17 protein-coding genes, 1 tRNA gene and 1 pseudogene are annotated in these 18,475 nt (G+C 54.9%); 11 read left to right on the forward strand and 8 right to left on the reverse strand.

Features of this window, described 5'->3' with window-relative positions; genetic code table 11:
* Nucleotides 1-56: 56 nt before the first annotated feature.
* Nucleotides 57-377, forward strand: a complete 321-nt coding sequence (locus BRW62_RS10580) for an MgPME-cyclase complex family protein (RefSeq protein WP_099799394.1) — start codon at nucleotides 57-59, stop codon at nucleotides 375-377.
* Here BRW62_RS10580 and BRW62_RS10585 read toward each other — a convergent pair.
* Together BRW62_RS10585 and BRW62_RS10590 are read right to left on the reverse strand one after the other, a co-directional pair.
* The gene (locus BRW62_RS10585; protein WP_099799395.1) at nucleotides 374-3,865 is read right to left on the reverse strand and encodes an AAA-like domain-containing protein; all 3,492 of its coding nucleotides are present in this window, start codon (nucleotides 3,863-3,865) and stop codon (nucleotides 374-376) included. The two genes, BRW62_RS10580 and BRW62_RS10585, sit on opposite strands and share 4 nt — an antisense overlap.
* A 21-nt stretch (nucleotides 3,866-3,886) precedes the next feature.
* A complete protein-coding gene (locus BRW62_RS10590) occupies nucleotides 3,887-4,741 on the reverse strand; it encodes a helix-turn-helix domain-containing protein (protein ID WP_099799396.1) in 855 nt (284 codons plus the stop codon).
* Nucleotides 4,742-5,139: 398 nt separating this feature from the next.
* Between BRW62_RS10590 and BRW62_RS10595 the strand changes: the two are divergent.
* Nucleotides 5,140-5,379, forward strand: a pseudogene (locus tag BRW62_RS10595) (cation transporter); the annotation flags it as partial.
* A gap of 74 nt (nucleotides 5,380-5,453) precedes the next feature.
* On the opposite strand, the gene BRW62_RS10600 reads toward BRW62_RS10595, so the two are convergent.
* From BRW62_RS10600 to rsmH, 5 genes are all read right to left on the reverse strand, one after another.
* Nucleotides 5,454-5,526, reverse strand: a tRNA-Ala gene (locus BRW62_RS10600).
* Nucleotides 5,527-5,536: 10 nt separating this feature from the next.
* Nucleotides 5,537-6,088 carry a photosystem II reaction center PsbP gene (gene psbP / locus BRW62_RS10605; protein WP_099799398.1) on the reverse strand — a complete coding sequence of 184 codons (552 nt, stop codon included), beginning with the start codon at nucleotides 6,086-6,088 and terminating at the stop codon, nucleotides 5,537-5,539.
* On the reverse strand, nucleotides 6,037-7,884 hold the full coding sequence (locus BRW62_RS10610) for a peptidoglycan D,D-transpeptidase FtsI family protein (RefSeq protein ID WP_099799399.1): 1,848 nt from the start codon (nucleotides 7,882-7,884) through the stop codon (nucleotides 6,037-6,039). Before BRW62_RS10610 ends, psbP begins: the two co-directional genes overlap by 52 nt.
* Nucleotides 7,885-7,909: 25 nt before the next feature.
* The gene (locus tag BRW62_RS10615; protein WP_198406016.1) at nucleotides 7,910-8,365 is read right to left on the reverse strand and encodes a hypothetical protein; all 456 of its coding nucleotides are present in this window, start codon (nucleotides 8,363-8,365) and stop codon (nucleotides 7,910-7,912) included.
* A gap of 86 nt (nucleotides 8,366-8,451) precedes the next feature.
* The gene (gene rsmH / locus BRW62_RS10620) at nucleotides 8,452-9,324 is read right to left on the reverse strand and encodes a 16S rRNA (cytosine(1402)-N(4))-methyltransferase RsmH (RefSeq protein ID WP_099799400.1); all 873 of its coding nucleotides are present in this window, start codon (nucleotides 9,322-9,324) and stop codon (nucleotides 8,452-8,454) included.
* Nucleotides 9,325-9,383: 59 nt separating this feature from the next.
* On the opposite strand from rsmH, the gene BRW62_RS10625 reads away from it, so the two are divergent.
* Nucleotides 9,384-9,944 (forward strand): Npun_F5560 family protein, encoded by a 561-nt coding sequence (locus BRW62_RS10625; protein ID WP_198406017.1) that lies wholly within the window; start codon nucleotides 9,384-9,386, stop codon nucleotides 9,942-9,944.
* Between the two features lie 397 nt (nucleotides 9,945-10,341).
* On the opposite strand, the gene BRW62_RS10630 is transcribed toward BRW62_RS10625, so the two are convergent.
* Nucleotides 10,342-10,890: a hypothetical protein gene (locus tag BRW62_RS10630; RefSeq protein WP_198406018.1), complete on the reverse strand. Its 549-nt coding sequence runs from the start codon at nucleotides 10,888-10,890 to the stop codon at nucleotides 10,342-10,344.
* Between the two features lie 64 nt (nucleotides 10,891-10,954).
* Between BRW62_RS10630 and BRW62_RS10635 the strand changes: the two genes are divergently transcribed.
* The 8 genes from BRW62_RS10635 (at nucleotide 10,955) to hisF (ending at nucleotide 18,196) form a co-directional block, all read left to right on the forward strand.
* Nucleotides 10,955-12,010 carry a thiamine phosphate synthase gene (locus BRW62_RS10635; protein ID WP_099799401.1) on the forward strand — a complete coding sequence of 352 codons (1,056 nt, stop codon included), beginning with the start codon at nucleotides 10,955-10,957 and terminating at the stop codon, nucleotides 12,008-12,010.
* A complete protein-coding gene (locus BRW62_RS10640; RefSeq protein WP_099799402.1) occupies nucleotides 12,007-13,215 on the forward strand; it encodes a class I SAM-dependent methyltransferase in 1,209 nt (402 codons plus the stop codon). The genes BRW62_RS10635 and BRW62_RS10640 overlap by 4 nt, the downstream gene beginning before the upstream one ends.
* Before the next feature lie 175 nt (nucleotides 13,216-13,390).
* The gene (gene ygfZ / locus BRW62_RS10645; RefSeq protein ID WP_338064267.1) at nucleotides 13,391-14,140 is read left to right on the forward strand and encodes a CAF17-like 4Fe-4S cluster assembly/insertion protein YgfZ; all 750 of its coding nucleotides are present in this window, start codon (nucleotides 13,391-13,393) and stop codon (nucleotides 14,138-14,140) included.
* A gap of 84 nt (nucleotides 14,141-14,224) precedes the next feature.
* The gene (locus tag BRW62_RS10650; protein ID WP_099799403.1) at nucleotides 14,225-14,635 is read left to right on the forward strand and encodes a hypothetical protein; all 411 of its coding nucleotides are present in this window, start codon (nucleotides 14,225-14,227) and stop codon (nucleotides 14,633-14,635) included.
* Nucleotides 14,619-15,968, forward strand: a complete 1,350-nt coding sequence (locus BRW62_RS10655) for a gluconeogenesis factor YvcK family protein (protein ID WP_198406019.1) — start codon at nucleotides 14,619-14,621, stop codon at nucleotides 15,966-15,968. Before BRW62_RS10650 ends, BRW62_RS10655 begins: the two co-directional genes overlap by 17 nt.
* Before the next feature lie 130 nt (nucleotides 15,969-16,098).
* Nucleotides 16,099-16,689 (forward strand): DUF3177 family protein, encoded by a 591-nt coding sequence (locus BRW62_RS10660; protein WP_099799405.1) that lies wholly within the window; start codon nucleotides 16,099-16,101, stop codon nucleotides 16,687-16,689.
* Nucleotides 16,686-17,345 (forward strand): hypothetical protein, encoded by a 660-nt coding sequence (locus BRW62_RS10665; protein WP_099799406.1) that lies wholly within the window; start codon nucleotides 16,686-16,688, stop codon nucleotides 17,343-17,345. The genes BRW62_RS10660 and BRW62_RS10665 overlap by 4 nt, the downstream gene beginning before the upstream one ends.
* Before the next feature lie 83 nt (nucleotides 17,346-17,428).
* Nucleotides 17,429-18,196 carry an imidazole glycerol phosphate synthase subunit HisF gene (gene hisF, locus BRW62_RS10670; RefSeq protein ID WP_099799407.1) on the forward strand — a complete coding sequence of 256 codons (768 nt, stop codon included), beginning with the start codon at nucleotides 17,429-17,431 and terminating at the stop codon, nucleotides 18,194-18,196.
* Nucleotides 18,197-18,475: the final 279 nt, after the last annotated feature.

Consider the following 18,475-nt stretch of genomic DNA (forward strand, 5'->3'; position numbering starts at 1 on the left):
AAATGGGTCAGGTTGATCGGCAATACTAGTGTTAACGTTAACGGTAGACATCTGCAATGACCACCTACTACTACGTTCTTGCGAGTAAGAAATTTCTCACTGAAGAAGAACCCCTTGAGGAAGTCTTTCGCGAGCGGCAGCGCAACTACCGCGAGCAGGGCAAGGAAATTGACTTTTGGCTAGTGCCCCAGCCCGCCTTCTTGGAACAGCCCCAGTTTGCTGAGCACAAGAGCCGCTGTCCCCAGCCCGCCGCCGCCATTATTTCCACCAACCAGCAATTTATCCAGTGGTTGAAGCTGCGGTTGGAGTACGTTTTGATGGGGCAGTTCACCAGTGAAGAGGTGCCTCATCCTCTAGCCTCTTTGGCCGAGGTCTAGGGGCACGAGCGAGCCACGGCGGGGTTTTGCGTGCGGTAATCTTGGAGCCAGCCACAGGCAGCAGTTATCAACTCTGGCAACGAGGCAAGGGGCGTAACAATGACTTCGTCATCTTCGGTGCCGACGGCAATGTAGAGATTTCTTTGTCCTTGGATGTCAACGCTGTAGGGAATGGCTCGAATATCGTCGAGTAGGGTAATGAGTTGCCCTGAGCGGTTCCAGACGCGAACACTGCGATCGGGGGAGGCGGTGGCAATGGTTTGACCATCGGGGCTAAGGCTGAGGCTGACAATGCTGCGCTGGTGAGCACGAAACGAGCGGCGATCGCCCCCCTGAGACGTCCAGATATACACCGAGCCACTTTCACCCGCTGCCACAAGAGACTGACCATCGGCGCTAAACAGAACGCTTGCCAACCACCCCTGTTGGGGATCAAGGCGATAGGCCAAGCGATCGCGACGGATATTCCAGACTTCGATGACGCCAGCTTGCCCAGCACTGGCGAGTAGTGGCCGCTCTGGATGAAAACTTAAGCTCCAGATTTCCCCTTTGGCTTGCCATTGACGGATGTGCTCTGGCTGTTGCAGGTCTAAAAGATAAATGATGCCCTTAGCGTCCCCCGCTGCGAAATACCGCTGCTGGGGGTCAAGGGCAATGGCGTACAGCGGGGCTTTGATGGGCAGTGTCCACGTTTGCAGTGAGTCCTCTTTAAGGTTCCAGAGCGCCAGTTTACCGCCCTTAGTGGCGATCGCCACCCGCTGCTGATCGGCAGTAAATCGCACCTGATTAATTCCCTCCGAATCGAGGACAGGGGTTTGGGCAAGGAGGTGGCCATCGCGCTGCCAATACTTAACTCGGCCATCTTTGCCACCGGTGATTAGGGTCTGTGCCTGAGGATCTAGGGCTAAAGTCCACACACTGTCCTGTTGCGCCAGCCATTCTACGAGGCGGTTATGGTTGAGGTACCACAGGGTCATCTGACCTCCGCGATCGCTACTCAAGAGGGTGCGGCCACTGGCATCAAAGCTGACAGTGTTCACCAACCGCTCATGGCCTTGCAACTCACCGAGGAGTTCCCCTGCGGCTGACCATAGGCGTATGCTATTGTCGGTGCTGAGGGTGAGGAGTTCTTCGGGGTGGGGAGTGGTTCCCACAAAATAAACGGGGGCTGAACTCACCTGCCATTGGTTGATCTGCTGCCCATTGCGGTTCCAAAGGCGCAGAATCCCGTCTTTTCCGGCACTGGCCAGCTTGCCATTCCCTAGATAGGCTAAACTCGTCTGCGGAACGGGGACATCCGTTTGCACCCGCCATGCCTGCAATGGCTCTCCCGCCAGCGACCAGATGCGAATCCACCCAGCTTCATCGGCAGTGGCTAGGCGATCGTGACCATAGCTAAGGCTGTTGATCTGTTGACTGGGAGTCGCAATGACATCCAGCAACTCGCCAGTGGTGCGCCAGCGAAAAATTTTGCCCGTTGTTGTGGTGGCGGCAATTTCGCGACTGTCGGGGCTGAAGCGCAAATTACCAATCTCAGCATCAACTGGCGTTAAGCGGTTCTCCAACACGACCTGCTGCTTCTCAATTCGCCAGACAGAGAGTTGCCCCTGACGGTTAAGCACCGCGAGGCGATCGCCCCCAGGGTTGATGCGCACTAGAGCCACAGAGCCAATATTCAAGGAGTGACTGGCGGTTGCCTCCCCCTGCACCGTCCAAAACTGTACGGTGCCGTCTTCACTAATACTGAGCTGTTGGCCATCATGGCTGATCAGGGCGGCCACAAGGGGGGAGCGCTCACTCCGCCACTGATTGCGGGCTTGAATGCGATCCAACAGGGTATTCAGGACAAACAGAGGGCGCGTGGTGGGGTACTCGCTCAACGGGCGATCGCCCACCAGTGTTTGCAACCGCCGTCCCGCCTCTATCGCCGCTAATAATGCCGCCAGTTCTTGGGTTTGGAACTGCTCCAAAATATCATCGCTGGTTTGTTCAAGGGCTAAACTCTGCTCTGTAGTTCGTAGCTCCCCATAGGTTTTAACCAGAATGGTTGCAACTCCAAGGGACATCACCGACACCACCCCCAAGGCCAAAAGGGCACGTTGGGTAAGGCGACTGGCTTTGCGGCGAGCAGCGTCTAGAATGCGGTTAGCGGCACTGATGGCTTCCTTTTCCTGTCGCTCTAACAGGAGTGTATCTTGAATTGCCTTTTGGTTGGCCTCTTGGCTAGCGGACAGGTATTGATAATCTAGATCGCTGAGGCTTTTGCCACTTGCCCACAGGAGAGCATCTTGGAGGGCTTGCCCCCGTAGGAGTCGCGAGCTATCGCTGCCCCCCGATCGCACCCATGCCTGAAAGTCTTCGGTATAGGGGCGCAATTGCTCGAATTGCTGTTCAATCCAGCAGCGATCAAAGACGTGGGCATAGATCGGGTTAAACACCACCAATTGGCTGTGGCGCTGACACACGAGTCCTGTTAAACACAGGGCACGCTGCTCAGGACTGCCATCAAGGGGTAACCCTCCCTCCTCGAGAATCCGTTGATATAGCCCCAGTAACCGGCCAATACGTTGCTCATCTGCCAGCAGACGATTGCGAATGGTTTTCAGGTGCTCGGGTTCATCGTGGCGCTCCCAGTCTTGCAGTAGATGCTGATGGATAAAGTCTGCCAGCAGTGTGGGTAGGGCACTTGCACTCATAAATGGCGCATGGACTTGCAGCAGGCGGCAAAGCTTTTGGGTCAAAAAGGGCTGACCGCCCGTCCAAGCCAAAATTTCAGCAAGCAGTTGCTCCGGTGCATCGCTGAGGTGGGCAATTCCCTTGAGTAGGGGTGTGGCTTCACTGAGGTCAAACCCACTCAGAGCAATCGCTCGGCCAATGTTAAAGGGTGTGCGCTGCTTATCTTGAATGAGCTGATCGGGGGTGGCAACGCCAAAAAGAGCAAAGGTCAACCGTCGATACTCGGGGCGATCGGCGCGTTGGTTGTAGCAGGCACGGATCCACGCAAAAAAATCATCCGTCGAAAAGGGTAAGCTGAGGAGGCTATCAATTTCATCAATGAAAATTACCAACGGCTCGCTGGTGTGGGGCAGCAGCACCTCCTCGACAAACTCACTCAGGCGTTGAATGGGGGACACCAGTTGGCGATCGCGCCACCAAGAGCGCAGTGAGACCACATCACCTAGGTGGAACCCTTGAATTAAAGCACCCACAAAACTGGCATACCACTGCTCCGGTTGAATATTTTGACTGCCAATTTTCGTAATATCCAAAGCCGCACAACGGTACCCCATGGTCAGCAGCTGCTGCGTTACCTGTACCCGTAAACTCGACTTCCCCATCTGGCGCGAGTTCAGGATATAGCAAAACTCACCGGCCACTAACCCCGCGAGCAGATCCGCATCCGCCTGCCGCTGTACATACACCGGAGAGGCCGTGGGCAAACTCCCCCCCACCTGATAACTTGAGGTTGACTCTAGGGGAACCCTCATCGACTCTGCCCTAGCGTGATTCTAATTAGGCACTGACGCATCAGGAATCGTCGAGGTTGCGGTACTGCCAGGGGTCGCTTGTCCTACCACATATTCTTTTTCAGTGACTTCCCCCACCGCTCCCATAGGGGTCGCTGGGCCGTTATTGACACTCACCTTCACATCCCCCGCGTTGCCCGTGCGGACAATCAATCGTTCCTTGGCCTGCCAACTGCGCTCGGTGCCCGCCTCAAGAATCCCCGTATACACCACCTTCCCATCCGCTTCAACTTCTAGCCAAGAGGCTCCCGACAGTGACAGCTTCACATCAACGACGTCACTACTGGGGGTTGGGGCTAGACTGGGGTCAGTGGCCATGACGGCATTGGGGCTGGCCGTGGGGTCAGGCGAGGATGTCGTCTGATGGGCTGGGCTAGGACTTGGATTCGTTGCTTCAGGGGTAGGCACTGGGCGAACATCCGTAATACTTTGAGGTTGGGGGCGAAACAGATAGGCTAACCCCGCCACTGCTGCCACCACCACAGCAAAGTAGGTGAGATACAGATGAATGGGACGCAGTTGAAAACCAATGCCAGTGACACCCCTTGTGGGCTTATCAATCGGTCTTGCAGATTCGGCCATCGTCGGAAAATGCGCTGCTAAACTTTTGCCATCTAGACCCATCGCATCAGCAAAGCGGCGAATAAATCCTTGGGTGTAGATAGCCTCAGGCAATTCATCTAAGGCACCTTTCTCAATGGCGGCCAGAATGGACTGGCGCACAAGGGTTTTAGCGGCCAAGTCCTCGAGGCTGAGGCCAAGCTCTAACCGTTTTTCATGCAGAAAGGTGCCAATTTCTGTAAGTTTTTCTGCCTGTTGAGCGGTCAAATCGGGCATTATCCCTAGCTCCTACTGTCAGTCTTTGCCGTCCTTGCAGTGGTACACTCTAGCTATTGCCTTCATCCTATAGTAACCTAGGGCAAATTGAGCATGGCGCTATGCATATCCACTCCCTCGAACCCTAGCAACACAGAGGGTTAGCTTGGTAGCTCCGTACTTTAGTACGGGGTGGAAAAGCCCTAAAGCAACTTTAGTTGCTCTGTGCTAAACTATACTTGGTCGCCATCCTTGGTGAAAAACCCAATCGGCGACAGTTGTTACAAGTAAGCAGAACCTTGGGGCTTTGCCTCTAGGAACTGTGTAGGGGCGTCTTGACAACGCCTTTATGAGTTCGTTTATGGACTGCGTAAGAATCCCCCACCTTTAGGTGGTGGGAGTGTCAATCCCACGACTTCCTGATTCGGCAGGAGCACGCAGAACGCAGCACTAACCTTGTACTCATTCTGACTGCCCTCACGATGGTGGCCGAGATTATAGCAGGCAACCTGTTTGGCTCGATGGCGCTGCTAGCAGACGGTTGGCATATGGCAACCCATGTTGGTGCCTTTGGCATTGCAGCGTTTGCTTACCACTATGCCCGCAAACAGGCTCATAATCCTCGATACACCTTTGGCACAGGTAAAGTGAGTGTAGTTGTGCTTGCTTCGTGTTACCTGCCCAGAACCGTCAAACGCCCATGATGAAGTTCCTCTAGGATAGACCAAGTGGATGGAGAGTAGGGAACTCGAATCCCTGACCTTCGCGGTGCGATCGCGACGCTCTACCAACTGAGCTAACTCCCCTTCAGTATTCCTAATATACGGTAAATGAGGCAACAATTGCCTTAAATTGGTCTTCAACCTTCGGCCAGCGCTCCTCTGGCGCAGAGACGCTGAGGGTATAAACGTTACCTCGGCTCAGGGTAATACTCGAGAGGTTATGGCGCTGCCGTGCGGTTTGAGCGTCTCCCGGCAAGGTGACGGCATACTCAAGGATGTAGTAGGTTTTGCCATCAGCTTTCTGAGAACTGGCGCCAATGAGGGCAGAACTGCGCCCGCTTTCGCTGGGGGCAATGATGTTGCGCAAGAGACGATCGCCTACCTCTTCCGGGGAACCCAAGTCTTCAAGGGATTGAGTGCTAGAGACACTGTTGACCACAACACTCACATTTTCTGTCGTTTGAATAATATCGTGGAAAACCACGTCTGCCGGACCATCCACCTGTACCTGTACCCATCCCCGCGGATAGAGGAATTCATAGCCGTCATAGCTATCGACAAAGGCTTGCAGACCACTGGTGGCGCTACACCCGGTCAAAAGCACCACAACGATCGCCACCACCGTGGCAAGAAAACGCTGTACCATAACATCCTTCTGCTGTGTTCTTTCCTATTGTGGCACCGATGTTGCAGCAGCGGGTCGCCGTAATTCTTCGGGATGGGAGGGGGAATCCCCTCAATCGTAATCAGAGACTCAGTGACCGCTTTCACAATGGGAATTGCCACAGTAGAGCCGTAGGCATCATCCCCTTGGGGTTCATCCACAACCGCTAAAATCACGTACTGCGGCTGCTCAAGGGGAAACACCGCTGCAAAACTGGTAATACGCTGATTTCCGTAGGTGCCGCCAACGGCTTTTTGCGCTGTCCCTGTTTTGCCGCCTAAGCGATAACCAGGAATATGGGCAGGCTTGCCGGTGCCTGAGCGCACCACCTCCCCCAGCATGTTGATTACCTCAGTGCTAGTACGCTCAGAAAAGACTCGTCGGGGTTCGGCGCGCCTTGGCTGCCGTTGCAGATGACCATTTTCATCGTAAAGCCCCTCAATGACGTGGGGAACCACCAGTTCGCCGCCGTTGGCGATCGCCCCCAGTAATTGCACTAAATGCAGAGGGGTCAGGGATAATCCTTGGCCAAAGGCAGCCGTGGCCGACTCAATGGGATAGTGAATAAACTGCTCCGCTGGCTTGAGTTGGGCGGCAGTTTCAAAGGGGAGATCGCTGCCCACTTTTTGGGTTAACCCCAACCGATGCAGATAGCGATAGTAATGGCGCCTGGGAATGCGGTTCATCATGTGAACCATTGCCACATTGCTCGAATAGCCCAAGACTTGGCTAATCGTCAGCGCACCACGCCCCCCCCGCTGGCTAAAGTCACTATTTTGGATCGGCCACCCACCCACCATAATTCGCCCCTCATCCGGAAGCACAGTATTGGGGGTAATGGCATTGAGTTCAAGGGCGATCGCCGTATTGATGGGCTTAAAGGTCGATCCCGGCTCATACAAATCTGAAACCGCCCAATTACGGAATAACGCTGGATCCGCACGGTAGTACTGATTGGGGTTGTAGGAGGGTTCAGACACCAGTGCCCGCAGTGCCCCCGAGGCTACCTCTAGAACCAAAACAGTGCCCCGCTTGGCATTAAATTTCCGCAACTGTTGCCGCAGGGCTTGGCGAGCCGTCTGCTGTAAGCGGCTATCCACCGTCAGGCGCACATGATAGCCCTGAGTGAGCACCTGAGGATCCGTGGGGGCAAGGGCTGGTAACCACTGCCCCAAGCCATTCATGGAGAGCAACGGTTGGGGGTTGCGCACTTGTAAAAAGTCATTTTGGCTAAACTCAATCCCCGCTTGTCCCTTGTGCTCCCGATCCACATAGCCAACGATGCCTGCCATTAACTCTTGCTGGGGGTAAATGCGCTGCCATGCCTGATTCAGTTCTAAGCCGTCGTAATTGAGGGCGCGAATTTTAGCTGCAACCTCCTCGCTCACCTCGTAGGCAATAGGCACGCCGGTGGGATAGGTGCCAAACTTCGCCAGCAGTTGAGTGGGGGACTGTCCTAGGAGTGGGGCTAGGGCATGGGCGATCGCCGTTGGCTCCACCTTAAAGTGAGATGGATGGGCAAAAAGGGTAAAAACAGGTCGATCTAGGGCAACAACCGTATCCCGGCGATCGGTGATCGGGTAGCGTGCCAAAGTTGGGGGGGTGTAGTGTTGCTGTTGCTGGCGGGCTTTTTCTGCTAGGGTGTCTCGTTCGAGAACCTGTAGATAGACTAGCCGTGCTGCGACACCGGCCATGGCACCCAGTAAAAAGATCAGAATCAGCCAAATACGACCAGCGGCGATGGGCTTTGGCGTGGCAACTGCTTTGGCCGTCGTCATCGGCACCCTCCCAGCAACACAACCACTAGTAACTAACCCGACGGTGGGGAGCAACTGCGACAGAGGGAATCTGGACGGGGAGCGTTGCCCCTGTTGAGGCTTGATTGGGAACAAACAAGACGCGCTGCGGATTCTGGGGAACTAGACCCTGCGGGGCTTGCTGCACCTGCTGAGTAACGCGGTAGCGTAGCGTTTCATGACTGACCAACAATTCGCGTTCCTGACGCTTTAGCTGCTCCAGTTGATGGTAGGCACGGCTCCACTGCTGCTCGCAAAGCGCTAGCCAACCGTACAAAGGCAGTAGTGCCACCATTGAGCTGGCTGCCGCCACCCCAGAGACCCATTGCAGACCCACCAAGGTTTTTTGCCATAGAGGCATGTGAGTCTTGGGAAGAGGGCGAATTTCGGTGAGGATCGGGGATGAGCCACTGCGCGATCGCAGCGAGCCAATCGAAGACTTTAGTTTAGGAGCAGCAACCATACACTCAAGCACTCCTCAGCATGTTAACGCCATGAATGATAGATGCATTGTAAAGATACCCACAAATAAAGCACTAATGCGGCGGTTCATGCAAAAGTGCGCGCTGCAATTCGCAACTTTGCCGATCGTGAGCGGGGGTTGCTCGCAACTTCTGTATCGTCGGCAACAATAGGTTTACGATTCAGCGCCGTCAATAGGGGGGTCTGCCGCCATGCTTGCTTTACCCGCCGATCTTCCAGACTGTGGAAGCTAATGATTGCAAGGCGACCTTGGGGAACCAACCAGCGGGGAGACAGCGCTAAGAACTGATCCAGCACCTCCAATTCCCGATTTACGTAAATGCGCAGCGCCTGAAACACCCGCGTGGCCGGATGAATGCGTTGGCGGGGCGACGATTTCAGGGTTCGTGCCACCAATTGTGCCAGTTCTTGGGTGGTGTGGAGGGGACGACGTGCCACAATGTGGCGGGCAATACGGCGGGAAAAGCGCTCTTCGCCATACTCGTAGAAAATATCGGCTAGATCCTGCTCACTGTAGTGGTTAATCACAGTGGCTGCAGTAAGGGACTGATTCGGGTTCATGCGCATATCCAACGGAGCGTCAAAACGGAAACTAAAGCCGCGATCGCCACGATCTAGCTGGGCTGAACTCACCCCCAAATCCGCTAAAATGCCATCAAACATGGGTTCAGTCACCCTAAAATCGGCAAAATTCCCCTGCCAAAACTGGACGCGATCGCCAAACGGCCTGAGGAACTCCTGGGCTGCCGCCAAGGCCATGGGGTCTTGATCGATCGCCACTACCCGACAGGTTGGTGCAGCGCTCAGTAGTAGCGCAGTATGCCCACCTCCCCCCACCGTCGCATCTAGATATAACCCACCCGCCTTAGGTTGAAGGGCATCGAGCACCGCAGCGGCCAGTACTGGCTGATGATAGCCTGAAAACTCTAGATTTTGCATGGTTGTCTATCAGTCTGCGTAGGATTTACCACAGCGTATCCCCTTGGAGAGCAGCATCCGTGAACGATCATCCCCTGAGCGCCCCCTCCCTCAACGTAGCCGATGAACTGCTGGTACGGGATCAGCTAGTGCAGCAGCTTTCAGAGGAACTGTATCAGTTAATGGTGCAGCACCCTGAGTTGTTTGTGCGCTTTTATCAAGCTCGCAAAGCAGAAGCAGCCAATGCTGAAGCACTACAGCGCCTACAGCAGCAAATTCAAGACGTTGAAGCGCGTATTGCCACCTACCAAGAGCAAATCCTTGCCTATCAGCAGCAAGCCCAGGAGCGGGAGTCGGAAGTCACTGCTCTGAAACAGCAAGTCATTGAACTGGGCGATCGCAACCAAATGCTAGAGCGAGTGATTCAGGAGATGCCCGAAGTCTATCGTCAAAAATTCAGTGAACGCCTGAAGCAAGTCCAACTGAAAGTCGAGCATCTACAAAAAGAAAATGATCAACTGCGCAGTGAACTGCGGCATATGCAAGCACTACTTGCAGCACAATCGCGCCAGCAGCAGCAGGGTCTTCCCTCCTTACAACCAGCTCGCGTGAGCCTGATTCCCAGCTTTGGCAATGCCTGATCCTCAAGCGCCGCTATGAGTGAGGCTACCGATTTAACTCGAGATTTATCAATTTTTGGTCAAGCCACGTATCTGAACGTACCTCGTTGTCAGTCTTATTGTAGGGATTTCAGAGTTATTGTTTATTGATTTAGTGCAGCGATTGCCTCATTTGACTGTCTTTGGCGGCTGCTGTGGCACAGATCACCGTCATGTGGCAGAAATTTGTCGCTTAGTTTTGCCCACCCCACGACCAATCCCCACTCCTAAGGGTTGAGGGCTGGTTGACTGACAAAATGTTGCCCTCTCATCCCCTCTCCCCTTGTGACAGTAGGAAGGCAACAGAGGTAACGCTGGGTGCGAAGCCCCTCTCCCCCTCTGCCAGAGGGGTTGGGGTGAGGGGTCTGCTGGATGAGCCTTAGGGCAGACGTTGAATTTCTGCCCGAAAGCCATTGACTTCCATGTAGGCTCGCAGTTCGCTGGCTTGAATTTCATTTTGGAAGCTGCCAACTTGGAGTGCCCGCTGCTGACCTGTGTTAATAGGTAAGACTTCTGGCACGAGCGATCGCAACCGTTCTTGATTGGCGATATCCCCCTCCCGCACGTCAAAAACAATCACTCGGAAGCGTCCGCCGGTGGTTAAAGATTGCCCTGACGGGGCTGTATCTATGCCAGTTGTATCCGGTGGTGGCGGTAACTGGTTCATGGTGACATCTGCCCCCACATACCCTATGGGAATTGGGGTACTGGGGACGGGCAAGCGCTCTAGGCGAGTATCAACGCTTTGTGGCTCTGGCGGCGAAATTGGAGCCAGTGTTGTCACTTCTGGCGGGGGCACGGGAATCGGAATCGGCTCTGCTGCCTGCACGCTAGTGCCCCAACCCAGTAGGATCAAACATAGGGAGCCAGCCCATGGCCATTGCTGGCGACAGGAGGAATGGTGGATTGTGTTAGCCGACGGTTTCATTGTGATTCAGACAACGCGTAACGATGGGTGTTGCTTATCCCTTTCTGCGGGGATGTGACAGGGTATGCAAGATTTAGCTCCCATTCTTTGCCACGCTAGGGTGTGCCGGATTTTGGATGCCAACCTCGATCGCGCCCGCGAAGGCCTACGGGTGATTGAGGAATGGTGTCGCTTGGGGTGTGAAGATGCCGAACTCACCGCCACCTGTAAAGAGCTACGGCAAACGCTGGCGGGTTACCATACGCCGGAATTGCGCTCAGCACGGCAAACCGATCACGATCCGGGTACAGCGTTGACGCATCCCCAGGAGCGCGATCGCCAGACGCTACAGGACGTCCTCACTGCTAACTTTGCCCGGGTTCAAGAGGCGCTGCGCGTCATCGAAGAGTATGCCAAACTCACTCACGCTGACCTAAGTGCGGCAGCAAAAACATTGCGCTATCGGGTGTATATCCTTGAACAAGCGTTATCCCCCCAGTCTCGGCAGGGACGTTTGCGACGCTTGCACCACGCACGGCTATACCTAGTGACCTCCCCAAGCGATCGCCTGCTTGAGCGTGTTGAAGCTGCCCTCAAAGGTGGGTTGCGACTGGTGCAGTACCGCGATAAAACGAATGATGACCAAACCCGCTTGAAGATCGCACAGCAGCTACAGGCTCTGTGCCAGCGTTATGGTGCCCTGTTTCTGGTGAACGATCGCGTCGATATTGCCGTGGGTGCCAATGCCGATGGGGTGCATTTGGGACAAACGGATCTTCCTATTGCCCTTGCTCGACAGATTCTAGGGGGCGATCGCCTAGTGGGATGCTCCACCACCAACCCCCAAGAACTCGAGCGCGCCTTGCAGGAGGGTGCAGACTACGTCGGTGTTGGCCCCGTTTTTGCCACCCCTACTAAACCTGGAAAAGCTGCGGTGGGGTTTGACTATCTTCAGTACGCCCGCCACCACTGCTCGATCCCCCAGTTTGCCATTGGCGGTATCGATGCCAGTACTATTGGCGAGGTTATTGCGGCGGGTGCCACCCATGTCGCAGTGGTACGCGCCATTATGGACGCTGCTGATCCACAACAGGCCACCCAAGACCTACTTCAACACTTGCACGAGGGGAACCAACCATGACATCTGCCGCTGAGATTACCGCTGCGGTACGGCAATTGTATAACACCTATCCGTTTCCGCCGGAACCCATTCTCGATGAGCCACCTCCGGGCTACAACTGGCGGTGGTCATGGCCAGCTGCCTATAGCTTTTGTACAGGACGCTATCCCTCCCGCTTAGATGTAGCGATTTTGGATGCGGGATGTGGCACAGGAGTGGGAACGGAGTACTTGGCGCATTTGAACCCCCACGCCCAAGTTATGGCAATTGATCTGAGTGAAGGAGCACTGGAGATTGCTCAGGAGCGTTGTCGGCGATCGCGCGCCCACAACGTGCAGTTTCAGCACCGCAGTCTTTACGATGTGGCTCACTTGGGGCAAACCTTTGACATGATTAACTGTGTGGGGGTGCTGCACCACCTGCCAGACCCCGCAAGAGGAATTCAAGCCCTAGCGAACGTGCTGGCACCCGGTGGGATTCTCCATGTTTTTGTCTATGGCGAACTGGGACGCTGGGAAATTAAGCTGATGCAGCGTGCCATTGCCTTGCTCCAAGGGAGCGATCGCAGCAACTATCCCCAAGGGGTTGCCATTGGTCGGCAGATCTTTGCTGCCCTGCCGGAGGGGAACCGCCTCAAAAAACGCGAACAGGAACGCTGGAGCCTAGACAATCAGCGGGATGAATGCTTTGCAGATATGTACGTTCATCCGCAGGAAATTGACTACACCATTGCCAGTCTCTTTGAGCTGATTGCCGCGTCGGGGCTAGAATTTGTGGGGTTTTCTAACCCGCGTCTGTGGCAGTTGGAGCGACTGTTGGGCACTCAGCCGGACTTACTAGCGCGAGCACAACACCTATCCCCCCTGGAGCAGTACCAACTAATTGAAGCCCTTGATCCGGAGGCCATGACCCACTACGAATTCTTCTTGGCGAAGCCACCCCTCGTGCGTCAGGACTGGTCAGCCGATGCTCAGGTCTTGGCAGCAATTCCTTACCGTCACCCCTGCTTAGATGGCTGGCCGGGGGGCTGTGTGTTTAATTGCCACTACGATGTCATTTACCTGAATGCAGCGGAGCAGCAGTTTCTGGCAGCGGCTAATGGCCAAGCTACCGTTGCCGATCTGTTGGCACAGCAGCCTGAGGTTTCCCTTGAACAGGTGCGATCGCTCCTTGAGCAGCAGTTGATTCTCTTGGCACCCGGAGGGGCATCATGGCCGACCTATTAACGACACTCACTACCCAAGGTGCTGTTTATGACTGCTCCCACTGGGGGCGGCTGCGCTTAACGGGGGCGATCGCCTCAAATTTCTGCACAACCAAACCTCCAATAACTGCCTAATCCTCAAACCGGGTCAAGGGGCAGATACGGTCTTTCTCACGTCCACTGCGCGCACTCTAGACTTGGCAACCGTCTTGGTGCATCAGGAGTGGGTCGATCTACTCGTCTCCCCCCAACGGCGGGCGTTTTTACTGCAATGGTTGGATAAATACATCTTCTTTGGCGATGACGTCCAAGTGAGCGATCTGACCGCCAGTAGCTATTGCTATCGGCTGTTTGGGGAGGTTGCCCACACCATTCGGCACACCCTTGGCCTGCCTGAGTTCACCACCCCTTACCAACACGTTACTGTGGCGCAGGGGGGCCGTTCCCTAACGGTGGCCGCCACGAGTGGCCTTGCCCTGCCGGGGTTCACCCTCTGGAGCGATCGCCCCCTCACAGATTGGCTTGGCACCTATCCCCAACTGCAAGACCCTGAATGGGAGCACATCCGCATTCGCCAAGGCCGACCTGCGGCAGATGCCGAACTCACCGAAGACTACAACCCCCTTGAAGCTCGCCTCGGCCATACCCTGTCTTTTGACAAGGGCTGCTACATTGGCCAAGAAACCATTGCTCGCCTTAACACCTACCAAGGGGTGAAGCAACACCTGTGGGGACTCGACCTCAACGGTTGCGTGACGGTACCCACCCCTCTATTTCTTGCGGGGGAAAAGGTTGGCCTACTAACCAGTTGCACCCCCCTAGGGAGCGGTGCTTTTGGCTTGGGCTATGTCCGCACCAAAGTGGGAGGGGCTGGGTTGACCTTACAGGTGAGCAGTAACCGTCAGGCGCAGGTGGTCGAGGTGCCCTTCTTAAGAACTGTTGCTTAAAAATACTCTGAACAGAGAATGTTATAATCCAATCGGTTCGTCCAGATATTCTACTCACCTTAGTGATCGTAAGGAAGGGAGCCTATGGCAACGGCACAGGTATTAGCGTTTATGCAAAAAACTGCCGAGGATGCTTCATTGCGGGATGAGTTAGAAGCCCTTTTAGGGGTTGGCGACGGCAACATTAGTGGTGCTGCTGAACTCGATACCGAGGAATTAGCCGCCCTCAAAGGAGAACTGGCGCCCAAGGTCGTTGACTTTGCCAATCAGCATGGCTTTGAATTTTCGACAACCGAACTGATTGACGTTGTGGACTCCTTCGCCCAGCACCAAGCAGGAGAGCTCAGTGACGATGAATTTTCGGGTATTTTGGGAGTGCCGATCAACAGCAATAAAGCGGATCACAAGGCCAATATAGCAAACCCATTGCAACGGCTGACCCGCTATCTCAGCAAGACCTATCTTGGCATCGGTGCGGATGAGGAGAGCGAATAAGGCTCGTCAACTTTCGGCAACTCTGCGACCTGCTCGCCGTAAATTGCGCCTCTGGTCTCAATGGTTGCTGCCAGGGCTACTGGTAAAGCGTTGGCTGTTAATTAGTACGGTTGGGGTACTCCTAGCGAGCCTTGGCCTAGCCATTAGCGTTAACCTAACCCCTGTTTTTTACACGCTACAGTTTATCGAGCAACTGCTGCAAACCTTGGCACGCTTTGTGCCCAGCTATGTGAGTGGTCCCCTCCTCTTTTTGGGTGGCATTGCCCTAATTTGGTGGGGCTATGCCCGTACCCTTGGCTCCATTACCCAAGTGCTGCTGCCGGACGATGACAAAGCGCTTGTGGAACGATTGCTGACCCATCGGCGCCTAGAGCGCGGACCTAAAATTGTGGCCATTGGCGGTGGCACGGGGCTATCGACCCTATTGCGGGGCTTAAAAGTGTTTAGTGCCAACATTACGGCCATTGTGACGATGGCGGACGATGGTGGCTCTTCAGGGCGACTGCGGCGGGAAATTGGGGTCTTGCCGCCAGGGGATATTCGCAACTGTTTAGCCGCCTTGGCGGATGAAGAAAAGTTAGTGACAGAGCTATTCCAGTATCGTTTTGATGCGGGGGATGGGTTGGCAGGCCATAGCTTTGGCAATTTATTTTTAACGGCCATGACCAACATTACGGGGGATCTCGAGCGGGCGATCGCCACCAGTTCTGCTGTGCTCGCCATTCGCGGTCAGGTTCTACCGGCCACTCTGACGGACATGACCCTTTGGGCACGCCTTGCGGATGGTCGTTTAATCCATGGCGAATCGAACATCACCGCAGCCAAAGGACAAATTGTTGAAATTGGCTGCTCGCCGCCTGCGCCGACTGCACTGCCGCGTGCGCTCCAAGCGATTCGCGATGCCGACTACATCATCCTTGGTCCGGGCAGCCTCTATACCAGTGTTATCCCCAACTTGCTGGTGCCGGATATTGCCCAAGCTCTTGCCGAGCGTCGCTGTCCCTGTGTTTACGTGTGTAACATCATGACACAGCCGGGGGAAACCGATGGGTATCGGGTGAGCGATCACGTGCGAGCCTTAGATAAGGTAACGGGCGATCGCCTCTTTGATGCCATTCTCGTCCAAAAATATCCCCCCAGTTCCGCCCACCTTAGCCACTATAGGCAACAAGGCAGCGACGTTGTAGCCATCGATCGCGACGAACTGGCACGCCTCAACTGCCGCTTAATTTTGGCGGATGTGATGGATGAAACCACCCCCACAGTGCGCCATGACTCGCAAAAGCTAGCGACGATCTTGATGCGTTGGTATGGTCGGGTGCAATCCCTGTGACAAGTCCCGCGTTGTAGCTGCCGCTTGCTTCCCGAAGGGTAAGGTCAGCGTCGAGAAGAGGTCACGACTTGTGTCAGCCAAAGGACATCACAGATAATAGATACCGTCCTAGTGGTGTAAATTGGCTGCCATGCCCCTTGAACTTCTGCGATCGCTAGTATGGATGGATTATCGCCTTGCCGTGCTCTTTACCGTGGTGCTGCCCCTGCTGTTGCTGTTGTGGGCCACCATCCAGAATGTGCCGGCGATTAGCCATCTGCTAGTGATTTATTGGCGTGTGGCGAGTTTGCTAGCAATTACGGTGTATCTGATGATGCCGCAGTGGCCGGTGGCCTACGTTACTGGTTTCATGGCCTTGGTGCTCATTCCCATTAGCCTTTGGTTTTGGGTCGATCTCAACGAAGAAATTAACGATCGCCAAGACTTAATCGGTCAAGTCTTTAGTAGTTGGCGGTGGGCAGTCACGCTCTACTGTGTCTTAGCAGCAGTCGGTCAAGCCTTTTATCTGCCCTGCGCCTTCGTACCCGGAGCGGTGGCAACCCCCAGTTGTCACGTGTGGCTAGAAGCACCCCTCCTGTTCAAGGATATGTTCCATGCCCAAGCGCGGCCGGGCACCCTTGGTTTCTTTGCCGCAGTGGCCTTAGTGATTTATGTGCTGTACCTGAGCTATTTTGTCTTTGTGCGGTTACCTAAGCAGGGGCGATCAGCCACTGGCCTATGAAACGATCGCGACGGCGGCCTCAGCCACAGCAGCCCAGCCAAAACCTTGACTCGTTTCTGGATGTGCTCACCAATACGGTGGGGGTCATGATCTTCGTCTGTCTGTTCGCCAGCTTAACGGCGGCAGTGTCTCCTGCCCTTGTGCGCACCCCCATTGCCCGCGAAACCCGTAAACAGGGCTACTTCTTTGAGTGCCGCGGGAATCGAGCCATCCCCCTCGATGAAGACAATGCCAGCGCGGCAATTCAGCAGTTCTTTCGGCGGGTGAATGACAATCCATTTGTAGATCCACAGCACCTCCAGCGGCAGTTTAGGGACTTTTCCCATAACACTCGCTACTACACTGTGCGGCTTAGTTTAGTCAATTTTGGGGGGCAACCCATTATTCAAACTCTATTTCAGCCCCGCGATCGCTTTGGTGGCGAGTCCGTTGCCAGCCTTGATACCTCAACCTCCACCTTCCGCCAAACCCTCCGTCGTCTTTCCCCTAGTCGCCATTCCCTGATCTTTTTTGTCCGCCCCGATAGTTTTGATTGTTTTCGCGCCGCACGGGCGATCGCTTGGCGCAATGGCTTTGACGTGGGTTGGGAGCCAATGACTGAGGATCGCGCCATTATTTTTGTCAGCGGTGGCGGTCGCCGCGTCACTGTACAGTAAAGTCTAGTCAATTGCTGAGTCTCAACACTCACCCGAGCAGGCGCCAGTCGTGTTGCACCCAGCATATACCCTAAGGAGGACTCATGCTTGCCAAACGAATACTCCCCTGTCTTGATGTCAAGGCTGGACGGGTCGTCAAGGGAGTGAATTTTGTCAATCTGCGGGATGCAGGCGATCCAGTGGAGCTAGCCCAAGCCTATAATGCAGCGGGAGCTGATGAACTGGTGTTTCTGGATATTACGGCAACCCACGAAGAACGAAATATTCTCATTGATGTGGTGTACCGTACAGCGGATCAAGTGTTTATTCCTCTCACTGTGGGCGGTGGTATTCAGTCCCTCAGCATGATTAAGGATCTTCTGCGTGCCGGAGCCGACAAAGTCAGCCTCAACTCCGCAGCGGTGCGGCAGCCAGATTTAGTGAATCAGGCCAGCGATCGCTTTGGTGCCCAATGTATTGTGGTCGCCATTGATGCTCGCCGCGTGCCCGGCACAGATCAGCCCCGCTGGCAGGTCTATGTACGGGGTGGACGGGAAGCCACAGGGTTAGATGCAGTGGCATGGGCAGTGGAAATGGCACAGCGAGGAGCAGGCGAACTGCTGATCACAAGTATGGATGCCGATGGCACTCAAGCGGGCTATGATCTGGCGCTCACCCGTGCCATTGCCGAGCAAGTGGAAATCCCCGTCATTGCGTCCGGTGGAGCGGGCACCTGTGATCACATTCGGGCAGCCCTGACCGAGGGCAAAGCTGAAGCAGCGCTGCTGGCTTCCCTCCTTCACTATGGCCAACTAACCATCGCCGAAATCAAAGCCCATTTGGCTCGCCATCAAGTGCCCGTGCGGCAATGACTCAGCTGTGACCTATTCAGTCTATAGCTCGCAGCCAAGCAGAGAGCTTGACGCAGACGTTTGCGAAAATTTGGAAAAAATCCCTTCGGCATCAAAGACATCCATACCATTTTCTGAAGCGACGGCTGCAGGATCTTTGATTTGAGCATTACCCTTTCGGTGTAACTTACCTTTTCGGGGATTTGAGTAGGGCTATGCGGGGGATTGATAGCCCGAACTGTCTATACTATAGCTGAACGAGCTGACGATGGCAACGACGTTGCTCGCTGAAACGGTTAA

Source organism: Thermostichus lividus PCC 6715, from assembly GCF_002754935.1.
GTDB lineage: Bacteria > Cyanobacteriota > Cyanobacteriia > Thermosynechococcales > Thermosynechococcaceae > Thermosynechococcus > Thermosynechococcus lividus.